Annotated in this window: 17 protein-coding genes; 13 read left to right on the top strand and 4 right to left on the bottom strand. The window is 69.1% G+C overall.

What is annotated here, in order from left to right; all coding sequences use genetic code 11:
• Window positions 1–4: 4 nt before the first annotated feature.
• From BP68_RS06530 to mnhG, 7 genes are all read left to right on the top strand, one after another.
• Window positions 5–334: a ComEA family DNA-binding protein gene (locus BP68_RS06530; protein WP_496369863.1), complete on the top strand. Its 330-nt coding sequence runs from the start codon at window positions 5–7 to the stop codon at window positions 332–334.
• Window positions 335–481: 147 nt separating this feature from the next.
• A complete protein-coding gene (locus BP68_RS06525; RefSeq protein WP_496369861.1) occupies window positions 482–3457 on the top strand; it encodes a monovalent cation/H+ antiporter subunit A in 2976 nt (991 codons plus the stop codon).
• Complete coding sequence (locus BP68_RS06520) at window positions 3457–3822, top strand: Na+/H+ antiporter subunit C (RefSeq protein WP_496369859.1); 366 nt, start codon at window positions 3457–3459, stop codon at window positions 3820–3822. Before BP68_RS06525 ends, BP68_RS06520 begins: the two co-directional genes overlap by 1 nt.
• Window positions 3819–5546 carry a monovalent cation/H+ antiporter subunit D gene (locus tag BP68_RS06515; protein ID WP_496369857.1) on the top strand — a complete coding sequence of 576 codons (1728 nt, stop codon included), beginning with the start codon at window positions 3819–3821 and terminating at the stop codon, window positions 5544–5546. The genes BP68_RS06520 and BP68_RS06515 overlap by 4 nt, the downstream gene beginning before the upstream one ends.
• Window positions 5543–6034 carry a Na+/H+ antiporter subunit E gene (locus BP68_RS06510; protein WP_496369855.1) on the top strand — a complete coding sequence of 164 codons (492 nt, stop codon included), beginning with the start codon at window positions 5543–5545 and terminating at the stop codon, window positions 6032–6034. The genes BP68_RS06515 and BP68_RS06510 overlap by 4 nt, the downstream gene beginning before the upstream one ends.
• Complete coding sequence (locus BP68_RS06505) at window positions 6031–6312, top strand: K+/H+ antiporter subunit F (RefSeq protein ID WP_496369853.1); 282 nt, start codon at window positions 6031–6033, stop codon at window positions 6310–6312. Before BP68_RS06510 ends, BP68_RS06505 begins: the two co-directional genes overlap by 4 nt.
• Window positions 6309–6680, top strand: coding sequence for a monovalent cation/H(+) antiporter subunit G (gene mnhG / locus BP68_RS06500; RefSeq protein ID WP_496369851.1), 372 nt, complete (start codon window positions 6309–6311; stop codon window positions 6678–6680). Before BP68_RS06505 ends, mnhG begins: the two co-directional genes overlap by 4 nt.
• Window positions 6681–6747: 67 nt before the next feature.
• Here the strand turns inward: mnhG and BP68_RS06495 are convergent, their stop codons facing one another.
• Window positions 6748–10413, bottom strand: coding sequence for a hydantoinase B/oxoprolinase family protein (locus tag BP68_RS06495; RefSeq protein WP_496369849.1), 3666 nt, complete (start codon window positions 10411–10413; stop codon window positions 6748–6750).
• A 122-nt stretch (window positions 10414–10535) separates the two neighbouring features.
• Between BP68_RS06495 and BP68_RS06490 the strand changes: the two genes are divergently transcribed.
• Window positions 10536–12326, top strand: coding sequence for a M14 family metallopeptidase (locus tag BP68_RS06490; protein ID WP_496369847.1), 1791 nt, complete (start codon window positions 10536–10538; stop codon window positions 12324–12326).
• Window positions 12327–12333: 7 nt separating this feature from the next.
• On the opposite strand, the gene BP68_RS06485 is transcribed toward BP68_RS06490, so the two are convergent.
• Window positions 12334–12894, bottom strand: a complete 561-nt coding sequence (locus BP68_RS06485; protein ID WP_496369845.1) for a winged helix DNA-binding protein — start codon at window positions 12892–12894, stop codon at window positions 12334–12336.
• 187 nt (window positions 12895–13081) lie between these two features.
• On the opposite strand from BP68_RS06485, the gene BP68_RS06480 reads away from it, so the two are divergent.
• The 5 genes from BP68_RS06480 to BP68_RS06460 all read left to right on the top strand — a co-directional run bounded on the left by BP68_RS06480 (window position 13082) and on the right by BP68_RS06460 (window position 17394).
• The gene (locus BP68_RS06480) at window positions 13082–14059 is read left to right on the top strand and encodes a TRAP transporter substrate-binding protein (protein WP_496369843.1); all 978 of its coding nucleotides are present in this window, start codon (window positions 13082–13084) and stop codon (window positions 14057–14059) included.
• Window positions 14060–14083: 24 nt separating this feature from the next.
• Window positions 14084–14593, top strand: coding sequence for a TRAP transporter small permease (locus tag BP68_RS06475; RefSeq protein ID WP_496369841.1), 510 nt, complete (start codon window positions 14084–14086; stop codon window positions 14591–14593).
• Between the two features lie 30 nt (window positions 14594–14623).
• Window positions 14624–15928: a TRAP transporter large permease gene (locus BP68_RS06470; protein ID WP_496369839.1), complete on the top strand. Its 1305-nt coding sequence runs from the start codon at window positions 14624–14626 to the stop codon at window positions 15926–15928.
• 60 nt (window positions 15929–15988) lie between these two features.
• Complete coding sequence (gene crcB, locus BP68_RS06465) at window positions 15989–16384, top strand: fluoride efflux transporter CrcB (protein WP_496369837.1); 396 nt, start codon at window positions 15989–15991, stop codon at window positions 16382–16384.
• A 146-nt stretch (window positions 16385–16530) separates the two neighbouring features.
• Complete coding sequence (locus tag BP68_RS06460; RefSeq protein WP_496369835.1) at window positions 16531–17394, top strand: LOG family protein; 864 nt, start codon at window positions 16531–16533, stop codon at window positions 17392–17394.
• Window positions 17395–17412: 18 nt separating this feature from the next.
• Here the strand turns inward: BP68_RS06460 and BP68_RS06455 are convergent, their stop codons facing one another.
• Together BP68_RS06455 and BP68_RS06450 are read right to left on the bottom strand one after the other, a co-directional pair.
• Window positions 17413–18600 carry an MFS transporter gene (locus BP68_RS06455; protein ID WP_496369833.1) on the bottom strand — a complete coding sequence of 396 codons (1188 nt, stop codon included), beginning with the start codon at window positions 18598–18600 and terminating at the stop codon, window positions 17413–17415.
• A gap of 1 nt (window position 18601) precedes the next feature.
• Window positions 18602–20203 carry a DNA recombination protein RmuC gene (locus tag BP68_RS06450; RefSeq protein ID WP_496369831.1) on the bottom strand — a complete coding sequence of 534 codons (1602 nt, stop codon included), beginning with the start codon at window positions 20201–20203 and terminating at the stop codon, window positions 18602–18604.
• Between the last annotated feature and the right edge of the window lie 35 nt (window positions 20204–20238).

The following is a 20238-nucleotide window of genomic DNA, read 5'->3' as shown; positions in this document are numbered from 1 at the left end:
AGCCATGCGCCCGACGAAAGCCCCGCTCTGGCGGGCCATCTGCCTGACCGCCCTGCTCCATGCCACCACAGCGCTGGCCGCCGTTGACGTCAATCGCGCCAGCGAGGCCGATCTGGACGGCATCAAGGGCATCGGCCCGGCGCTGTCCGCCCGCATACTCGCCGAGCGCGCCAAGGGGCCGTTCCAGGACTGGCGCGACCTGATCTCCCGCGTGAAGGGCATCGGCCCCGCCGCGGCCGGCAGGCTGTCGGCCGACGGACTGACGGTGAATGGAGCCGGCTATGCGCCACCGGGCACTGCCGCTCCCCTGCCCGCCGCCGCACCGTCGCGCTGAGCACGGCCGCCCGGCCACGGCAGGCGCCGTGGCCTGCCCTCGCCGAATTCTTCACTCCATTTGGCCTCAGGCACTGAGCCAATGGCCGGAGTTTGCTCGGGTTTTCATAGCAGCCCGCGAACGGCTTGCCCCTAGAATCAGACGCTCATGTCCCTGATTCTCCTCATCATCCTCCCCTTCGTCGGAAGCCTGGTGGCGGCCGTGCTGCCGGCCAACGCGCGCAACACCGAATCCACGCTGGCGGGCCTGATCGCGTTGTTTTGCACGGTGCAAACGGCGCTGTACTTTCCGGAGATCGCCGACGGCGGGGTGCTGCGACAGGAACTCACCTGGCTGCCGGCCCTGGGCATGAACCTGGTCATCCGCATGGATGGCTTTGCCTGGATGTTCAGCATGCTGGTGTTCGGCATCGGCTCGCTGGTGGTGCTGTACGCGCGCTATTACATGTCGCCGGCCGATCCCGTGCCGCGCTTCTTCTCGTTCTTCCTGGCCTTCATGGGCGCAATGGCCGGCGTGGTGCTGTCGGGCAACATCATCCAGCTGGTGTTCTTCTGGGAGCTGACCAGCCTGTTCTCCTTCCTGCTCATCGGCTACTGGCACCACCGCGAGGATGCGCGCCGGGGCGCGCGCATGGCACTCACCGTGACCGGCACCGGCGGCCTGTGCCTGCTGGCCGGCATGCTGGTCATCGGCCACATCGTGGGCAGCTACGACCTGGAGCATGTGCTGGGCGCGGCCGAGCTGGTACGCGACCACCCCTTGTACCTCACGGCCCTGGTGCTGGTGCTGCTGGGGGCCTTCACCAAGAGCGCGCAGTTCCCGTTCCAGTTCTGGCTGCCCAATGCCATGGCGGCGCCCACGCCGGTGTCTGCCTACCTGCACTCGGCCACCATGGTCAAGGCCGGAGTCTTCCTGCTGGCACGCCTGTGGCCCGTGATGGGCGGCACCGAGCCCTGGTTCTGGCTGGTGGGCGGCGCGGGCGTGCTCACGCTGCTGATCGGCGGCTATGCGGCCATGTTCCAGAACGACCTGAAGGGGCTGCTGGCCTATTCCACGATCTCGCACCTGGGCCTGATCACGCTGCTGCTGGGCCTGAACAGCCCGCTGGCGGCCGTGGCGGCCGTGTTCCACATCATGAACCACGCGACCTTCAAGGCCTCGCTGTTCATGGCCGCGGGCATCGTGGACCACGAAAGCGGCACGCGCGACATACGGCGGCTTTCCGGCCTGCGCACCATGATGCCGGTCACGGCCACGCTGGCCACCGTGGCCAGCGCGGCCATGGCGGGCGTGCCGCTGCTCAACGGCTTCCTGTCCAAGGAAATGTTCTTTGCCGAGACCGTGTTCATCGACACCACGCCCTTCGTGGCCACGGCCCTGCCGATTGCAGCCACCGTGGCCGGCATGTTCAGCGTGGCGTACTCGCTGCGCTTCGTGGTCGACGTGTTCTGGGGGGCCCCTGCAACCGATCTGCCGCATGAGCCGCACGAGCCGCCGCACTGGATGCGCGTGCCAGTCGAGTTGCTGGTCTGCGCCTGCTTGCTGGTGGGCGTCCTGCCCGCCTGGTCCGTGGGGCAATACCTCAACGCAGCCGCGCTGCCCGTGGTCGGGGGCGAACTGCCGGCCTTCAGCCTGGCGGTGTGGCATGGCATCAACACCCCGCTCATCATGAGCCTCGTGGCCCTGGCGGGCGGCGCCGCGCTGTACCAGGTACTGCGCTGGCAGCGCAGCCGGGGGCGGATCGATGCGCCGCCGCTGATGCACCGCATCAGCGGGCGCCGCATCTTCGAGGCGGCACTCACCCTGCTCACGCAATGGGGCCGCCGCGGCCGGCGCCTGCTGTCCACCCGGCGCCTGCAGTGGCAGATGCTGTGGCTGGTGCTCTTCACCCTGGTCGCGGGCGCCATGCCGCTGTGGACGCGGGGCCTGCAGCTGGGCGACCGGGGCACGCTGCCGCTGTCGCCCGCCTTCGTGATGATCTGGATGCTGGGCATCGTCTGCGCGATGGCCGCGGCCTGGCAGGCCAAGTACCACCGGCTGGCAGCGCTCACGCTCATGGGCGGCGCGGGGCTGTGCACCAGCGTCACCTTCCTGTGGTTCTCCGCGCCCGACCTCGCGCTCACGCAAATCGCGGTGGAACTGGTCACCACCATTCTCATCCTGCTGGGCCTGCGCTGGCTGCCCAAGCGCGACGAGAGCCTGCCCGCCTCCGGTGCCAGCGCCACGCTGGCGCGTGCGCGCCGCCTGCGTGACCTGGCACTTGCCATGGCCGCCGGCGGTGGCATGGCCTGGCTGGCCTTCGCCATGATGAGCCGCCCCTTCGCGCAGAGCACCTCCACCTTCTTCCTCGAACGCGCGCAGACCGAGGGCGGCGGCACCAACGTGGTCAACGTCATGCTGGTGGACTTCCGCGGCTTCGACACCTTCGGAGAGATCGTCGTGCTGGGCATCGTTGCCATCACGGTCTATGCACTGCTGCGGCGCTTCCGGCCCGCGCGCGAGACCATGGACCTGCCGGAGCAGCAGCGCTACCTGCCCGCCGACCTGCAGACCGACCTGCTGAACCCGCGCAACGCCACCGACACGGCCATCGGCTACCTGATGGTGCCTGCCGTGCTGGTGCGCCTGCTGCTGCCGTTCACGGCGCTGGTGTCGTTCTACCTGTTCATGCGCGGCCACAACCAGCCGGGCGGGGGCTTCGTGGCCGGGCTGGTGTTCTCGGTGGGACTGGTGCTGCAGTACATCGTCTCGGGCACCTCCTGGGTGGAGGCGCACTTACCCCTGTTCCCGCGCCGCTGGATTGCCGCCGGCCTGCTGCTGGCCCTGGGCACGGGCGTGGGCGCTGTAGCGCTGGGCTACCCCTTCCTCACCAGCCACACGGCCCATCTGCATCTGCCGGTGATCGGCGACATCCACGTCGCCAGCGCCATGTTCTTCGACATGGGCGTGTTCTCGCTGGTCGTGGGTTCCACCCTGCTCATTCTCACGGCGATCGCCCACCAGTCGGTGCGCGGCCACCGCTACCACGCCCGCCTCATGGAAGAAGAACAACAAGCCCAGGCGGCGGAGCTGGCAGACGCCGCCACCCCGCCGGCCACCACCACGCCACAAGGAGCTCTCTGATGGAAATCGTGCTGGCCATCTCCATCGGCGTGCTCACCGGCTCCGGCGTCTGGCTGCTGCTGCGCCCGCGCACCTTCCAGGTCATCATGGGCCTGTCGCTGCTGTCCTATGCGGTGAACCTGTTCATCTTCAGCATGGGCCGACTGGGCCTGGCGGTGAACAAGGAGCCCGTGCTCGTGCCCGGCGTGCCACAGGACCTGCAGCATTACGCCGACCCCATGCCCCAGGCCCTGGTGCTCACGGCCATCGTGATCGGCTTTGCCATGACGGCCCTGTTCCTGGTCGTGCTGCTGGCCTCGCGCGGCATGTCCGGCACCGACCATGTGGACGGCGCGCATTCGCGTGAGACGCAGGAGATGCCATGAGCCATCTGGCCGATCTCACCTCCGCGCTCATGCCCCACCTGATGCTGGCGCCCATCGGGCTGCCCCTGCTCACCGCAGCTTTGCTGCTGCTGCTGCGCGAGGAGCAGCAGGGCCTCAAGCTCGGGCTGAGCGTTGCCTCCACGCTGCTGGGCCTGGTCATTGCCGTGGCGCTGCTGCAGTGGACCCACCATTCGGGCGCCCCTGCCACCATGGGGGTGTACCTGCCGGGCAACTGGCCGGCGCCCTTCGGCATCGTGCTGGTGCTGGACCGCCTCTCGGCCATGATGCTGCTGCTGACCAGCGTCATCGCCCTGTGCTCCGTGCTGTTCGCCAGCGCGCGCTGGCACCGGGCCGGCGTGCACTACCAGTCGCTGTTCCAGTTCCAGCTCATGGGCCTGGCCGGCGCCTTCCTCACAGCCGACCTGTTCAACCTGTTCGTGTTCTTCGAGATCATGCTCGCGGCCTCCTACGGCCTGCTGCTGCATGGCTCGGGGCGCACGCGCGTCCAGTCCGGCCTGCACTACATCGCCATCAACCTGGCGGCCTCCTCGCTGTTCCTGATCGGCGCCTCCATGCTCTACGGCATCACGGGCACGCTCAACATGGCGGACCTGGCGCGGGCCATTCCGCAGGTGTCGGCCGCCGACCGCGGGCTGCTGCACGCGGCGGCCGCCATCTTGGCGACGGCCTTCCTCATCAAGGCCGCCGTGTGGCCGCTGAACTTCTGGCTGGTGCCGGCCTACAGCGCGGCCACGGCGCCGGTGGGCGCCCTGTTCGCGCTGATGACCAAGGTGGGCATCTACACCCTGCTGCGCCTGTGGACGCTGATGTTCAGCAGCGAGGCCGGCCCCTCGTCCCTGTTCGGCAGCCTGTGGCTCATCGGCGGCGGCATGCTCACCATGGCCTTTGGCGCCATCGGCATGATGGGTTCGCAGCGGCTCACCCACCTGGCGGGCCATGCGGCCGTGCTGTCCTCGGGCACGCTGCTGGCGGCCGCGGGCTTCGGGCAGAACGCGCTCACGGCCGGCCTGCTGTACTACCTGCCCAGCTCCACGCTGGCGGTGAGCGCCCTGTTCCTGCTGGCCGACCTGATCGACCGCTGGCGCAACGACGGCGCCACGCTGGCGCCGTACGAGCGGGACGACGACGCTCCCTTCCTGACCGCCGAGCTCGTCCCCTCCACGGGCCTGAACCTGGACGACGATGAAGAGGTGCTGGTGGGCCGCGTGATCCCGGCCGCCGCCGCCTTCCTGGGCCTGGGCTACCTGATGTGCACGCTGGTCATCGCCGGCCTGCCGCCGCTGTCGGGCTTCATCGGCAAGTTCGCCATGCTCACGGCCCTGATCAATCCGCTGGGCCTGGGCTCTTCGGCTGGCACGCAGCCGGGCCTGCCGGGGTGGACGCTGCTGGCGCTCATGATCGGCACCGGCCTGCTGGCCCTGATGGCGCTCACGCGCTCGGGCATCCGCCATTTCTGGGCCAGCCATGACCGGCCCACGCCAAAGCTGCGCGTGCTGGAGGGCCTGCCCGTCGCCGCGCTGCTGGGCTCCTGCGTGGCCCTGACGCTGCAAGCCGACGGCGTGATGCGCTTCACCGAGGCCACGGCCAATGCCCTGCACGCGCCCGGCACCTATGTGCAGGCCGTGATGTCCGCCGCACCCCGCCCCAGCCCGGCGGCCGACACCGAAGCCGGCCAGCCCGCAGGCGAGGAGGCCGCGCCATGATGAAGAAGCTCTTTCCCGCGCCGCTGATCTCGCTCGGCCTGTTCGTGATGTGGCTGCTGCTCAACCATTCGGTGAGCGCCGGCCATGTGATCCTGGCCCTGATCCTGGCGCTGGGCCTGCCGGTGATGTTCCGCGAGCTGCGCCCCCAGAGGGTGCGCGTGCGCCATTTCGGCACGGTGCTGCGGCTGTGCTTCACCGTCATGGTGGACACGACGGCGTCCAACATCGCCGTGCTGCGCTTTCTGCTGCTGCCATCGCAGCGCCGCCATCCGCCCGACTTCGTGAAGATTCCGCTGGAGCTGCGCGACCCCAACGGGCTGGCCGTTCTGGCCATGATCGTGTGCATCACGCCCGGCACGGCCTGGGCCGAGCTGTCGCTGGACCGCTCCATGCTGATGCTGCATGTGCTGGAGGTTGACGATGCGCAGGCCATCGTCAACCACGTCAAAACGCGCTACGAGCGTCCCTTGATGGAGATTTTCGAATGACCAGTCCCGTTCTTTCCTGGGCCCTGCCCGTGGCCCTGCTGCTGCTGGCCGCCGCCATGGTGCTGTGCCTGGTGCGCATGCTCAAGGGCCCCGCGGCGCAGGACCGCGTGCTGGCGCTGGACTGCATGTACCTGAACGGCATGCTGTTCATGCTGGTGCTGGGCATCTACTACGGCAGCGCCAACTACTTCGAGGTGGCGATGCTCATCGCTCTGCTGGGCTTCGCCAGCTCCACGGCCATGGCCAAGTTCCTGCTGCGCGGGGAGGTGATCGAATGACCGGGCAGGCACTGCCCCTGTGGCTGGACATCGCCATCTCGCTGGTCGTGCTGTGCGGCGCCGCCATCGCGTTCATGGGCTCGCTCGGGCTGCTGCGCCTCAAGAGCTACTTCGAGCGCGTACACGCGCCCTCCATCATCGCCACCATGGGCTGCTGGTGCATCATGCACGGCACGCTGGTGTACTTCTCGGTGGTGGGCGACGGCCTGGCGCTGCACGCGCTGCTGATCGCGCTGTTCGTGGCCATCACCGTGCCCGTCACCAACATCTTCCTGATGCGTGCCGCGCTGTTTCGCGCGCGCCGCTCGGGGGAGAAGGTGCCGCCCAGCCTGAGCCGCGTCACGGACGGCAACGAGCGCGACTCCTGATATCAAAAGCATAGCCGCCAGCGCTTACTGGATAAGCGCTAGCCGCCAATTTGACTCAAAAAACCCTTCAGGACGCGCCGAAACCACCGCCGCCCGGCGTGTGGATCTCGAACACATCGCCCTCCGCCATCTGCGCCTGGCCGATGTGCTCCAGCGGCTCCACCCGCCCGTCGGCACGCACCACGCGGTTCACGCCCGGCATGCCCGCCTGGCCGCCCGCCATGCCGAACGCGCCATGCACGCGGCCGTTGGAAAGGATGCTGGCGGTCATGGGCTCCAGGAAGCGAATGCGCCGCACGCCGCCGTTGCCGCCCTTCCAGCGCCCCGTGCCGCCCGAGCCGGCCCGCACGGCATAGCTCTCCAGCCGCACGGGGAAGCGGAACTCCAGCACCTCCGGATCGGTCAGGCGCGAATTGGTCATGTGGGTCTGCACCACGCTCGTGCCGTCGAAGCCGCCCACGAGCGCGCCCGTGTCGTCGAAGTCACCGCCCGCGCCGCTGCCGCCCGAGATGGTCTCGTAGTACTGGTAGCGCGCATTGCCGAAGGTGAAGTTGTTCATCGTGCACTGGCTGGCCGCCGCCACGCCCAGCGCCCCCAGCAGCGCATTGGTGATGCAGGTGGAGGTTTCCACGTTGCCTGCCACCACCGAGGCCGGCGGGTTCGGGTTGAGCATGGAGCCCGGCGGGATGATGACCTGCAGGGGTTTGAGGCAACCGGCGTTGAGCGGGATGTCGTCCTCCACCAGCGAGCGGAACACGTACAGCACCGCCGCCATGCACACCGCCGTGGGGGCGTTGAAGTTGTTGTGCTGCTGCGCGCTGGTGCCGCTGAAGTCGATCACCGCGCTGCGCGCCGCCGCGTCGATGCGCACGGCCACGGTGATCTGTGCGCCGTTGTCCAGCGGCAGGGTGAAGCGGCCATCGTGCAGGCGCGCGGCCAGGCGCGTGATGGCGCGGCGCACGGACTCCTCGGCGTTGTCCTGCACATGCTGCATGTAGGCCTGCACCACGGCCAGGCCGAAATGCTCCACCATGCGGCGCAGCTCCTGCACGCCCTTTTCGTTGGCGGCGATCTGCGCCTTCAGGTCGGCCAGGTTCTGCTGCGGGTTGCGGCTGGGGTATTCGCCGCTCTCCAGCAGAGCGATGATCTCGGCCTCGCGCAGCACGCCGGCATCGACCAGCTTCACGTTGTCGATCTGCACGCCCTCTTCCTCGATGCGCGTGGAGAACGGCGGCATCGAGCCCGGCGTGGTGCCGCCCACGTCCGCGTGGTGGCCGCGGCTGCCCACGTAGAACGTGGGCTCGGCCGCCTCATCGTGGCCGTCGCCGATGTAGACCGGCGTGATCACCGTGATGTCCGGCAGGTGCGTGCCGCCGTGGTAGGGGTCGTTGAGCACGAAGACATCGCCGCGCCGCATGCTGCAGCGGTTGCGCGCGATCACCGTGCGGATGCTCTCGCCCATGCTGCCCAGATGCACGGGCATGTGCGGCGCGTTGGCGATGAGCTGCCCTTCGGCGTCGAACAGCGCGCAACTGAAGTCCAGCCGCTCCTTGATGTTCACCGAATACGCCGTGTTCTGCAGCTGCAGGCCCATCTGCTCGGCGATGTTCATGAACAGGTTGTTGAACACCTCCAACAGCACCGGGTCCACCGTGGTGCCCACCGCATGGCGCGCGGCGCGCGGCACATGCCGCTGCAGCACCAGATGGTCCAGCTCCGTGAGCCGTGCCCGCCAGCCGGGCTCGACCACCGTGGTGGCGTTCTTCTCGGCAATGATGGCCGGGCCGTCCAGGCTGTCGCCCGGGCGCAGGTCCTCGCGCACCACGAGTGCCGCGTCATGCCACGCGGGTCGGCCATCCACCCCCACCGTGAAGATGGGCGCCGTTTCGCGCCGCGGCGCCTCGCGCGGCGGCTGCAGGGGCTGCGAACGCTCCGCGGGCGCATCGCCTGCCACCACGGCCTCCACCGACACCGCCTCCACGATCAGCGCCTTGCCCTGCATGAGGAAGGCGAAACGCTGGCGGTAGGCGGCCTCGAACCCGGCGACGATGGTCTCCAGCGTCCCGAAGGGCACGACCAGGGCCGAATCCGTCCCCTCGTAGCGCACATGCACGCGGCGGCGCACCTCGACCGCGCCCTCCGACAGGCGCTCCTGGGCCATTTCGGCCTGCGCCGCCTCGGCCAGGGTATCGAGCGTGGCGGCGATCGCCGGCAGCGCCTCGGCCGTCAGGCGCGCCTCCACGGCCTTCTCGCGCATCACGTTCTGGTCCGCCAGCCCCATGCCATAGGCCGACAGCACGCCCGCCAGCGGGTGCACCAGCACCTGCTCCATGCCCAGCGCATCGGCCACCAGGCAGGCGTGCTGCCCGCCAGCTCCGCCAAAACACTGCAGCGTGTAACGCGTGACGTCATAGCCGCGCGCCACCGAGATCTTCTTGATGGCATTGGCCATCTGCTGCACGGCAATCTGGATGAACCCGTGCGCCACGTCCTCCGCGCAGCGTCCTGTCTGGCCCGCCAGCTCCGCGAAGCGCTCGCGCACCACGGCCGCGTCGAGCGGCTCGTCGGCGCCATGGCCGAACACCCGCGGGAAGTAGGCCGGCTGGATCTTGCCCACCATCACGTTGGCATCGGTCACGGCCAGCGGGCCGCCGCGGCGGTAGCTGGCCGGCCCCGGGTTGGCGCCAGCGCTCTGCGGCCCCACGCGAAAGCGCGCGCCGTCGAACCCCAGGATGGAGCCGCCGCCCGCGGCCACGGTGTGGATGCTCATCATGGGCGCGCGCATGCGCACGCCAGCCACCTGGGTCTCGAACTCGCGCTCGAACTCGCCCGCGAAGTGGCTCACGTCGGTGGAGGTGCCGCCCATGTCAAAGCCGATCACGTGCACCGGCCCGGCCTCCGCACCGAACGCCAGCTGCGCCGTGCGGGCCATGCCCACGATGCCGCCCGCGGGACCGGAGAGGATGGCGTCCTTGCCCTGGAAACGGTGTGCATCGGTCAACCCGCCGGACGACTGCATGAAGTACAGCGGCACACCGGGCATCTCGGACTCCACCTGCTCCACGTAGCGGCGCAGGATGGGCGAGAGATAGGCATCGACCACCGTGGTGTCGCCGCGGCTCACGAACTTCATGAGCGGGCTGGTGCCGTGCGAGGTGCTGACCTGCGTGAACCCGGCCTCGCGCGCCAGCCGGGCCGCGGCCTCCTCATGGGCGGCGTAGCGGTAGCCATGCATGAACACGATGGCCACGCTGCGCAGGCCGGCGTCGTAGGCGGCCCACAGGCGCTCCTTGAGATGCGCCTCGTCCAGCGGCGCTATGACCTCGCCGCACGCGCCCATGCGCTCCTGCGCCTCGATCACGCGGCTGTAGAGCAGCTCCGGCAACTCGATGTGGCGATCGAAGATACGCGGGCGATTCTGGTAGGCGATGCGCAGCGCATCCCGGAAGCCCCGGGTCGTCACCAGCAGCGTGGGCTCGCCCTTGCGTTCCAGCAGCGCATTGGTGGCCACCGTGGTGCCCATCTTCACGCATTCCACCTGCGCGGGCGTCACGGGCTCGCCCGGCTGCAGCCCGAGCAGATGGCGTATGCCGGCCACGGCCGCATCGCGGTACTGTTCGGGGTTCTCGGACAACAGCTTGTGCGTGACCAGGCTCCCGTCGGGGCGTCGGCCTACGATGTCCGTGAATGTGCCGCCCCGGTCCACCCAGAACTGCCAGAGTTTTCTTGTCATGCCCGAATTCCTTCCCGCGTGGCGGTTGCAAGCATTGCAGATAAAGAGCCCACAATTTACCGATAATTTATAGGCAAGTCATGCTGATCCCTACAGGACATTCACCAGCCCCCTCCGCGCCCATGACGCACTCCACAGCCGGCACAGAAGCTTCCCTGCTCGACCTGACGCTGGAACGCACGCTCCATGCCTGGGTCAACCGCTTTTCACAACCGCAATGGCGTGGGCGCCATGTCGAGGGCTGGCTGTTCGAGGGCCTGGCGGAACGCCGGGCGGCCGAGCGGCAACTGGCCGAAGCGGGGGTGCATGCGCGCTTTCACAGCGCCTACAAACCGCTGGCGCAGCATTTCATCGACAACGTGGACCGTGCCGAGCTCGCGGCGGTCCACATCCGCTACCCGGTGCCGGCCACCGGGCCCGCGCAGCGCTTTGCGCTGGAGGCCTATCCGCTGGCGGCGCTGCTGGCGCCCGAGGCCCTGCGCCTGGAGCCCCGCGCCGATGCCCAGCCCCACTACGAGGTGGAGCTGCAGCTACGCGATGGCCGGCGCGTGGAGCAGCGCGTGCGGGCTCCCAACCGCACCCACACCGACGCCACGGGCTCCGCCATGCTGTCGCCCACGGGCTGGCTGCGCGCCGGCAGCCAGGCGGGTGCCGCCGACCTGCTCGACACCGCCGTCTGCACCGATTTCGAGCAGGCCTTCGCACAGGCGGTGCAGGCCGTGCACGGCCATGCCTGGCCGCAGCGCGAACCGTACTTCGAGCGGCTGCACCTGCGCATCGACCTGCCGGGCTTCGAGCAGGCCATCGCCTGGGCGGACGAAACCATCAGCACCGCGGAGGCGCTGCACGAAGACCTGTATTTCTCGCTGCTGGAGTTCTTCCAGCAGCACAGCGGCCGGCCCGCGGGCGACCGCCGGCTGCAGCCCGGCCAGATCGTGCCCGACGTGCGCACCGGCGCCGCCGCCCCGCGCGTGCGGGTCAGCCTGCAGCCCTTCGATGCGGCCGGCCAGGACACGCGGGCCGCGCGCGACTGGCACCATGCCACGGCCCAGCAACCCCTGGAGGCGCTGGACACCGCGCCGCCACCCGATCGCATCCTGCAGACCATGCACGCATGGCCGGCCCAGCGCTTCACCGCCCCATCGCGCCAGGGCCGCACCGTGTGGGGGCAGTACCACAGCGGCACGCAGCACCCCGTGTTCATCAGCGCCGGCCAGCATGCCAACGAGACCTCGGGCATCGTCGGCGCGCTGCGCGCCGCGCAGGTGCTGCAGGCGCAGCCCGGGGCGCACTTTGCGCTGATCGCGCTGGAAAACCCCGACGGCTACGCCCTGCACCGCGAACTGTGCGCGCACCACCCCGGCCACATGCACCACGCCGCGCGCTACACGGCACTGGGCGACGACGTGGAATACCGCGAGAGCGCACCACTGCTGGAGCGCGAGGCGCGCCAGGCCGCGCTGGCCCTGTCGGGCGCGCAGCTGCATGTGAACCTGCACGGCTACCCCGCCCATGAATGGACGCGGCCGCTCTCGGGCTACGTGCCGCGCGGCTTTGCCGACTGGATGCTGCCCAAGGGCTTCTTCCTGATCCTGCGCTACCACGCCGGCTGGCAGCAGCCGGCCCGCGCGCTGCTGGAGGCCGTGTGCGCGGACCTGGAGCAGGTGCCCGGCCTGGGCGAATTCAACGCCCGCCAGCGCGCGCTCTACGAGCGCCACGCCGGGCCGCTTCCCTTCGAGGTGCTCCACGGCATGCCCTGCATGCAGTCGCAAACGACGCGCGACGCGCCGGTGACGCTGATCACGGAGTTCCCGGACGAAACCGTGAGCGGCGACGCCTTCCGCTTCGCGCACACGGTGCAGATGCACACCACGCTGGCGGCCGTGCAGGCCTGGCAGCGGATCATGGGGTGAGGCGCCGCTACATCGATGCAGCGGCGCGCGCCGCCTGGTCGTACATGCCCGAGAGCACGCGCAGCAAGCGTGCCAGTTCGCCGATGTCGCGGTTCAGTCCATCGTCGGCATTGAGGGCGTCGATCAGGCAGCTCTCGCGGATCTCGCGGTAGCGCTGCACATGCGCGCGGCCCTCCTCGGTGGCCGCGTAGGTCACGTCCTTGCCGTTCTTGCTCGATGCCACCACGCCCAGGGCCTGCAGCTTCTTGAGCGAGTAGTTCACGATGTGCGTGTCTTCCACGTTCATGATGAAGCAGATGTCGGCCAGCCGCTTGTCACGCGCGCGGTGCGTCACGTGGTGCAGCACCACCACGTCAAGCGGTGTGAGGTCCCGCAGGCCCGCCGCCGCCATGCAGTGCACCACCCAGCGGTGAAACGCATTGCCCGCGACGATGAGGCCGAACTCGAACTCGCTCATCTCCGCGCTGCTGTCCGACACCAGATGCGCCGACGACACGATGGGCGCATGCGCGGACTTGCCCTTTGCCTGGACTGGCGTCCTGGATGCGGCCTTGGCAGAGGCGTTCATATGGTCGTTCCCCTCGTTGTGCATGGCACTGGCACGGGATGTGCATGCCGATTGATTGTGGGCAGCAGCCCGATGATTTGCCGGTAATTTATCGACATTCAGGTGAATCACCTAGGCGGCAGGCACCCGGACGCCGCTACAGTCAAGCGGCCCAATCCTTCTTCACCACCCACTGCGGAGACCCGAGATGAAGCGTAGAAACCTTGCCGCCGTTGCATTGGCATTTGCCTCCGGCCTGTGCGCGCCGGCACTATACGCCCAGACCAAATGGGACCTGGCTGCCGCCTACCCGGCCACCAACTTCCACACCGGAAACCTGGCGCAGTTCGTCAACGAAGTGGACACGGCCTCTGGCGGCAAGCTCAAGATCACGCTGCACGCCAACGCCGCGCTGTTCAAGGCCCCCGAGATCAAGCGCGCCGTGCAGGGTGCGCAGGCGCAGCTGGGCGAGATCCTGCTCGCCAACTTCCAGAACGAATGGCAGATCTTCGGCGTGGACGGCCTGCCGTTCCTGGCCGACAGCTATGACGCGTCGATGCGGCTGTACAAGGCGCAAAAGCCCTTCCTCGAGAAGAAGCTGGCCGAGCAGGGCATGGTGCTGCTGTACGCCGTGGCCTGGCCGCCGCAGGGCATCTTCACCAAGAAGCCCGTCAACAGCGCGGCAGACCTCAAGGGCATCAAGTGGCGCGCCTACAGCCCGGCCACCGCGCGCATCGCCGAGCTGGTGGGCGCCCAGCCGGTGACGGTGCAGGCGGCCGAGTTCTCGCAGGCGCTGGCCACGGGCGTGGTCGAGTCCACCATGACCTCGGGCGCGACAGGCGTGGACAGCAAGCTCTACGAGCAGCTCAAGTACTACTACGACACCCAGGCCTGGCTGCCCAAGAACGCCCTCATCATGAACAAGAAGGCCTTCGACGCGCTCGACAAGTCCACCCAGGACGTGCTGCTCAAGGCCGCGGCCGACGCCGAGACCCGCGGCTGGGCCGCCAGCAAGCGCGTGAACGAGGAAACATTGGCCAAGCTCAAGGCCGAGGGCATGCAGGTGCTGCCGCCCAGCAGCGCGCTCAAGGCCGACATGGCCAAGGTGGGCGACACCATGCTCAAGGAATGGCTGGACAAGGCCGGCCCCGACGGCAAGGCCCTGATCGACGCCTACCGCAAGTAAGCAGCCGCCGCCACGAAAGCCGCCATGCGACGCCTGTTGAACTTCGTCTACGACGGTGCCGCCGCGCTGGCGGCGCTGTGCATGGTCGCTCTGCTGGGCGCGGTGCTGCTGTCCATCGTGAGCCGGCAGCTGCACTTCCACGTGGCGGGCATCGACGCCTACGCCGGCTACCTCATGGCGGCCGCCGGCTTCCTGGCGCTGGCGCACACGCTCAAGCGCGGTGAGCACATCCGCGTGACGCTGGTGCTGAGCGCCCTCAAGGGGCGCCCGCACAAGGCGCTGGAGCTGTTCGCTCTGTCCCTGGGCACGCTGCTGGCCCTGCTGTTCGCCTACTACAGCGTGCGGCTGGCCTGGCAGTCGCATGCGTTCAACGACATCTCCACCGGCAGCGACGCCACGCCCCTGTGGCTGCCCCAGCTGTCCATGGGCCTGGGCGCTTTGGTGATGGCGGTCGCCTGCCTGGACGAGCTGGTGCTGGAGCTCCTGGGCCGCCGCACCTCGCTGCTTGCGGGCGAGGCCCTGCGCAACGAATGAAGACACCAACAACGCACCGCGAAAGCGCCCATGAGTGACCTCGCCATCACCGGCCTGCTGATCCTGTCGCTGTTCCTGATCCTGGGCAGCGGCGTGTGGATCGGGCTCACGCTCTCGGGCGTGGCCTGGATCGGCATGCAGCTGTTCTCCTCGCGCCCCGCGGGCGATGCCATGGCCGTGACCATCTGGGGCTCGGCATCGAGCTGGACGCTCACCGCCCTGCCGCTGTTCATCTGGATGGGTGAGATCCTGTTTCGCACGCGGCTGTCGCAGGACATGTTCAGGGGCCTGGCGCCCTGGGTGCAGGGGCTGCCGGGGCGGCTGCTGCACACCAACGTGGTGGGCTGCACGATCTTCGCGGCGGTCTCGGGCTCCAGCGCAGCCACCTGCGCCACCATCGGCAAGATGACGCTGCCCGAACTCACGCGGCGCGGCTATCCCGAGAAGATGGTCGTCGGCACGCTGGCCGGCGCGAGCACGCTGGGCCTGCTGATCCCGCCCTCCATCATCATGATCGTCTACGGCGTCACGGCCGAGGTGTCGATCTCCAAGCTCTTCATCGCCGGCGTGCTGCCGGGCGTGCTGCTGGCGGCGCTGTTTTCGGGCTACATCATGCTCTGGGCGCTGCGCCACCCGGATCAGGTGCCGGCTGCCGACCGCCGCATGAGCCTGCGCCAGAAGCTGCACGAATCGCGCGCGCTGATCCCCGTCGTGCTGCTGATCGCCGCGGTGCTGGGCTCCATCTACACCGGGCTGGCCACGGCCACCGAGGCCGCGGCCGTGGGCGTGGTGGGCGCGCTGATGCTCTCCGCGGCGCAGGGCTCGCTCACTCGGGCCAGTTTCCGCGACGCCCTCATGGGCGCCACGCGGCTGTACTGCATGATCGCGCTGATCCTCGCGGGCGCCGCCTTCCTCACGCTGGCCATGGGCTACATCGGCCTGCCGCGGCACCTGGCGCAGTGGATCTCGTCGCTGGGACTGACGCAGGCCCAGCTCATCGTGGCGCTGGGCGTGTTCTACATCGTCCTGGGCTGCTTCCTGGACGGCATCTCCATGGTGGTGCTGACCATGGGCGTGCTCATGCCCACGGTGAATGCCGCGGGCATCGACCCCATCTGGTTCGGCATCTTCGTCGTGATCGTTGTGGAGATGGCGCAGATCACGCCGCCGGTCGGCTTCAACCTGTTCGTGCTGCAGGGCATGACGGGCAAGCAGTTGCCCTGGATTGCCCGGGTGGCGCTGCCCATGTTCCTGCTGATGTGCGGCGCGGTGACGCTGATCTACCTGTTCCCGGCCATCGTCACCTGGCTGCCGCAGCAGATGACGGCACGCTGACGCCCCCGCGCCGCGCCGGCACCGGCCAGGCGCGCCGCGCGGCCTTTCTACAATGCCCCGATGCTCAACGTCCTTGCCATCTGCATCGGTGCCAGCTTCGGCGCGCTCGCGCGCTGGCGGCTCGGCCTGTGGCTCAACGCCCAGGGCACGCTGCTGCCCTGGGGCACGCTGGCGGCCAATCTCATCGGCGGCTATCTCATCGGCCTGTGCCTGGCGCTGTTCCAGGCCCTGCCGCAGCTCGACCCCCTGTGGCGCGCCCTGCTCATCACCGGTTTTCTGGGCGCGCTGACCACCTTCTCCACTTTCTCCGCAGAGGTAGTCGGGCTGCTGCAGCAGCAGCGCCTGGCGCAGGCCCTGGGCCTGTGCGCCCTGCATGTGGCGGGCTCGCTGTGCATGACCTGGGCCGGCTTGCACAGCCTGCCCCTGCTGTGGGCCGGCGCCCGCACAGGAGCCTAGAGCGGCGCACTTATGCTATTAATTACATAGCTTAAAGCGCTTGACCCACAAGCACCAAAAGCCCATTTGATTAAAATTCCGTTCATCCACCCGCGGTACCGATGGCGGCCCCTGGCCGACCAGCCCTCCCTTCCCTACCAAGAACCATGCAAGCCAATACCGACCTCCAAGACAGCCGCCTGGCCAACGCCTGGGCCGAGCTGCACAACTACGCCGTGGCCGGCAACCCGCTGCACGCCGACTCCTACCGCCTCGCCTTCGCCGACCCCGAATTCATGCTGCGCCGCGAGACCCGCGGCATCCGCTTCCAACTGGAGCTGCTCAAGCCCGACCTGAGCCAGGCGGCGCAGGGCATCGAGCACACCGTGGTGGTGTACGGCAGCGCGCGTTTCGTATCCCCCGAGGATGCCGCCCAGCAGCTCGCCGACGCCCAGGCCAGCGGCGATGCCGAGCGCATCGCGCGCGCCGAGCGCGCCGTGAAGAACGCCTACTACTACCAGCAGGCCCGCCAGTTCGCACACCATGTGGCTACGTACAGCGAAAGCCGCCCGCCGGCCGAGCGCATGTACATCTGCACGGGCGGCGGCCCCGGCATCATGGAGGCCGCCAACCGCGGCGCGCACGACACCGGCGCGCTCAACGTGGGCCTGAACATCTCGCTGCCGCACGAGCAAAGCGGCAACCGCTACATCTCGCCCACGCTGTCGTTCAAGTTCCACTACTTCGCGCTGCGCAAGATGCACTTCATGATGCGCGCCAAGGCACTGGTGCTGTTCCCCGGCGGCTTCGGCACGCTGGACGAGCTGTTCGAGGTGCTGACGCTGGTGCAGACCGGCAAGGCCAAGCCCGTGCCCATCGTGCTGTTCGGCTCCGCGTTCTGGAAGCGGCTCATCAACTTCGAGGCCCTGGTGGAGCAAGGCACGATCTCGCAGGACGACCTCAAGCTCTTCCACTACACCGACGACCCGGCGCAGGCCTGGGGCATCATCCGCAACTTCTACGAACTCTGAGCCCCGCGCGCCGCGCGGCTAGGAATGCCGCGGCGGCGCCGCGGCGTCGCCCTGCAGCCGCCAGGCCACGCGCGAGCCCAGTCCCACCGTGGCGCCCACCGCCCAGAACAGGCCGCTCACGCCGATCAGCGCGCCGGCCGTGCCGAACAGCACCGGCATGCACACGCTGGAGGCATTGATGGCCATGAGCCGCAGGCCCAGCGCCTCGCCATGGCGGTGCGGTGGCGTGAGCTGGTGCAGCATGCTCATGATCATGGGCTGCACCGAGCCCAGCGCGAACCCCAGCAGCACCGAACACACGCCCAGCGCCATGGCCGTGGGCAGCAGCGGATACACGCCGAACAGCAGCGCCGCCACCACCATGGCCCAGGCCACCACGCTGGCCTCGCGCAGGCGGTCGGCCACCAGCGGCATGAGCACGCGGATCACCGCCGCCGCAATGGCGAAGGCCCCCAGGATGCTGCCGATCACCGAGGCCGACAGCCCCCGCTCATAGCCCAGCAGCGGCACGACGAAGGTGTGCACGTCCCAGCAGGAGGACAGCAGCCAGTTGACGATGAGCAGCCGACGGAAGCCCGGCTCGGCCAGCAGGTCCCAGGCGCGCGAGCGCACCTGGCCCTCGGCGGCGATCACGGGCGGCAGCTCCTGCGTGCCGCGCACCCAGAACCAGGTGGCCAGCGGCAGCAGGGCCATGAGCGCGAACGCGGCGCGGTAGCCGGAAGTCGCGCCCGCCTGCGCGCCCGCATGGTCGATGAGCAGGCCCGCGCAGAACGGCCCGATGAAGTTGGACACCGCCGGCCCGATGGCCAGCCAGCTGAATACCCGGCGCAGCTGCGTGCCGTCGTGCGCGGCCCGGCCCACATGGCGCTGCAGCGCGATCGTCGCCGCGCCCGTCGCACCGCCCGTGAGCAGCGCCGCCACGCACAGCACGGGATACACGGGCCACACCAGCGCCGCGCCCGCCCCCAGGGTGGCGACCACCACCGCGTGGCGCACCGGGCGCTTCAGGCCATGCCGGTCCGCATAGCGCCCGGCTGGCAAGGCCAGGAACACCTGGGTGAGCGCGAACAGCGCCAGCAGCACGCCCACGGCCGCCGCGCTGTAGCCCTCGCGCAGCGCCAGCAGCGGCGCGGCCATGCGCATGCCGGCCATGCAGGCGTGGATGCACACCTGCCCCGCGATCAGGCGCGCGAGTGCCAGGTCCACGCTACTCGCCTTCGTCCTCGATCAGCAGCCCGGATGCGGGCGCGGGCGTCCCTTCGGACGGCTCGGGCGCGGGCAGCTCCTGTACCCCGCGCAGCCGGCGCTGGATGGCGCGCGTGCGCACGTCCACCTGCTCGAACTTCTTGGCCGCCGCGTCGATGGAGCGGCGCGTGGCCTCCACCACGTCACCGAACTTGGCGAACTCGGTCTTCACCTGGCCCAGCACGCTCCACACCTCGGAGGAGCGCTTCTCGATGGCCAGCGTCTTGAAGCCCATCTGCAGGCTGCTGAGCATGGCGGCCAGGTTGGCCGGCCCGGTGATCATCACGCGGCAGTCGTTTTGCACCGCCTCCACCAGGCCGGGGCGGCGCATGACCTCGGCGAACAGCCCCTCGGTGGGCAGGTAGAGCACGGCGAAGTCGGTGGTGTACGGCGGCGCCACGTACTTGCTGAAGATCTTCTTGGCCTCGAACTTGATCGACGACTCGAACGCATTGCCGGCCGAGGCGATGGCCGCCTTGTCCGCCGTGTCCTGCGCATCCAGCAGGCGCTGGTAATGCTCCACGGGATACTTGGAGTCGATGGGCAGCCACACGGGCTGGTCGTCGCTGCGGCCCGGCAGGCGAATGGCGAACTCCACCAGTTCGTCGCTGCCGGGCATGGTCTTGACGTTCTTGGCGTACTGCTCGGGCGTGAGCACGTTGTCGATGATGGCGCCCAGCTGCAGCTCGCCCCAGGTGCCGCGCGTCTTCACGTTGGTCATCACGCGCTTGAGGTCGCCCACGCTGCCGGCCAGGGTCTGCATCTCGCCCAGGCCCTTGTGCACCTGCTCCAGCCGGTCGCTCACCAGCTTGAAGGATTCGCCCAGGCGCTGCTCCAGCGTGGCGTGGAGCTTCTCGTCCACGGTGCGGCGCATCTCCTCGAGCTTGGTGGCGTTGTCGCTCTGGATGGCGGCCAGGCGCTCGTTGAGCGCGCCGCGCAGCGCCTCGGCATTGTTCTGGCTGCTGGCCACCAGCCCCGTGAGCTGCTGCGAGACGGCCTCCTGCAGCCCCGAGAACTGGCTGCGCAGCTGGTGCGTGTTGCCCTCGAGCTGGTCCTTGAGCGCCCCCGACATGGCGCCCAGCTGCCCCTGGATGTCGCCCTTGAGCGAGTCCAGCGTGCCGCGCGTGGAAGCGGTCAGCGCCTCAAAGCGCTCCTGGATGCGCTGGCCGAACAGCTGCGTGCTCTCGGCCATGGCGTCGCGCGACTTGAGGCTGTCGGCCGTGAGGGCCTGCGCCGTCTGCGTCAGCTCGGCGCGGAAGGCCGCCAGCGCCTGCGCCAGCTCGGTGCGGGCCACGGCGGCGTCGGAGCGCGCCTGCGCCAGCCGCTCGTCCAGCAGGGCCTGCGTGGTCTGCGTGAAGCCGCGCAGCTGCTGACCCATGCCGTCGAGCGCGCCGTCGTTCTTGGCCACGGCCAGTTGCGTGGCCTGCGCGGTGGCCTCCAGTGCCTGCAGGCGCTGCAGCCACTCGGGCGGCAGCTCCACGCGCGGGCGGCGCAGCAGCAACGCGCACAGCAGCACCGCGATCAGCACCAGCAGGGCCAGTGCGACGAGCATTTCCAGGGTCATGTTTTCACTATCAAATTAATAGCTGTCAACGCTTA

It is taken from the genome of Diaphorobacter oryzae DSM 22780, from assembly GCF_059568935.1.
The sequence above is the reverse complement of the archived record's forward strand: the minus strand, read 5'-3'. Positions and strand labels throughout refer to the sequence as shown.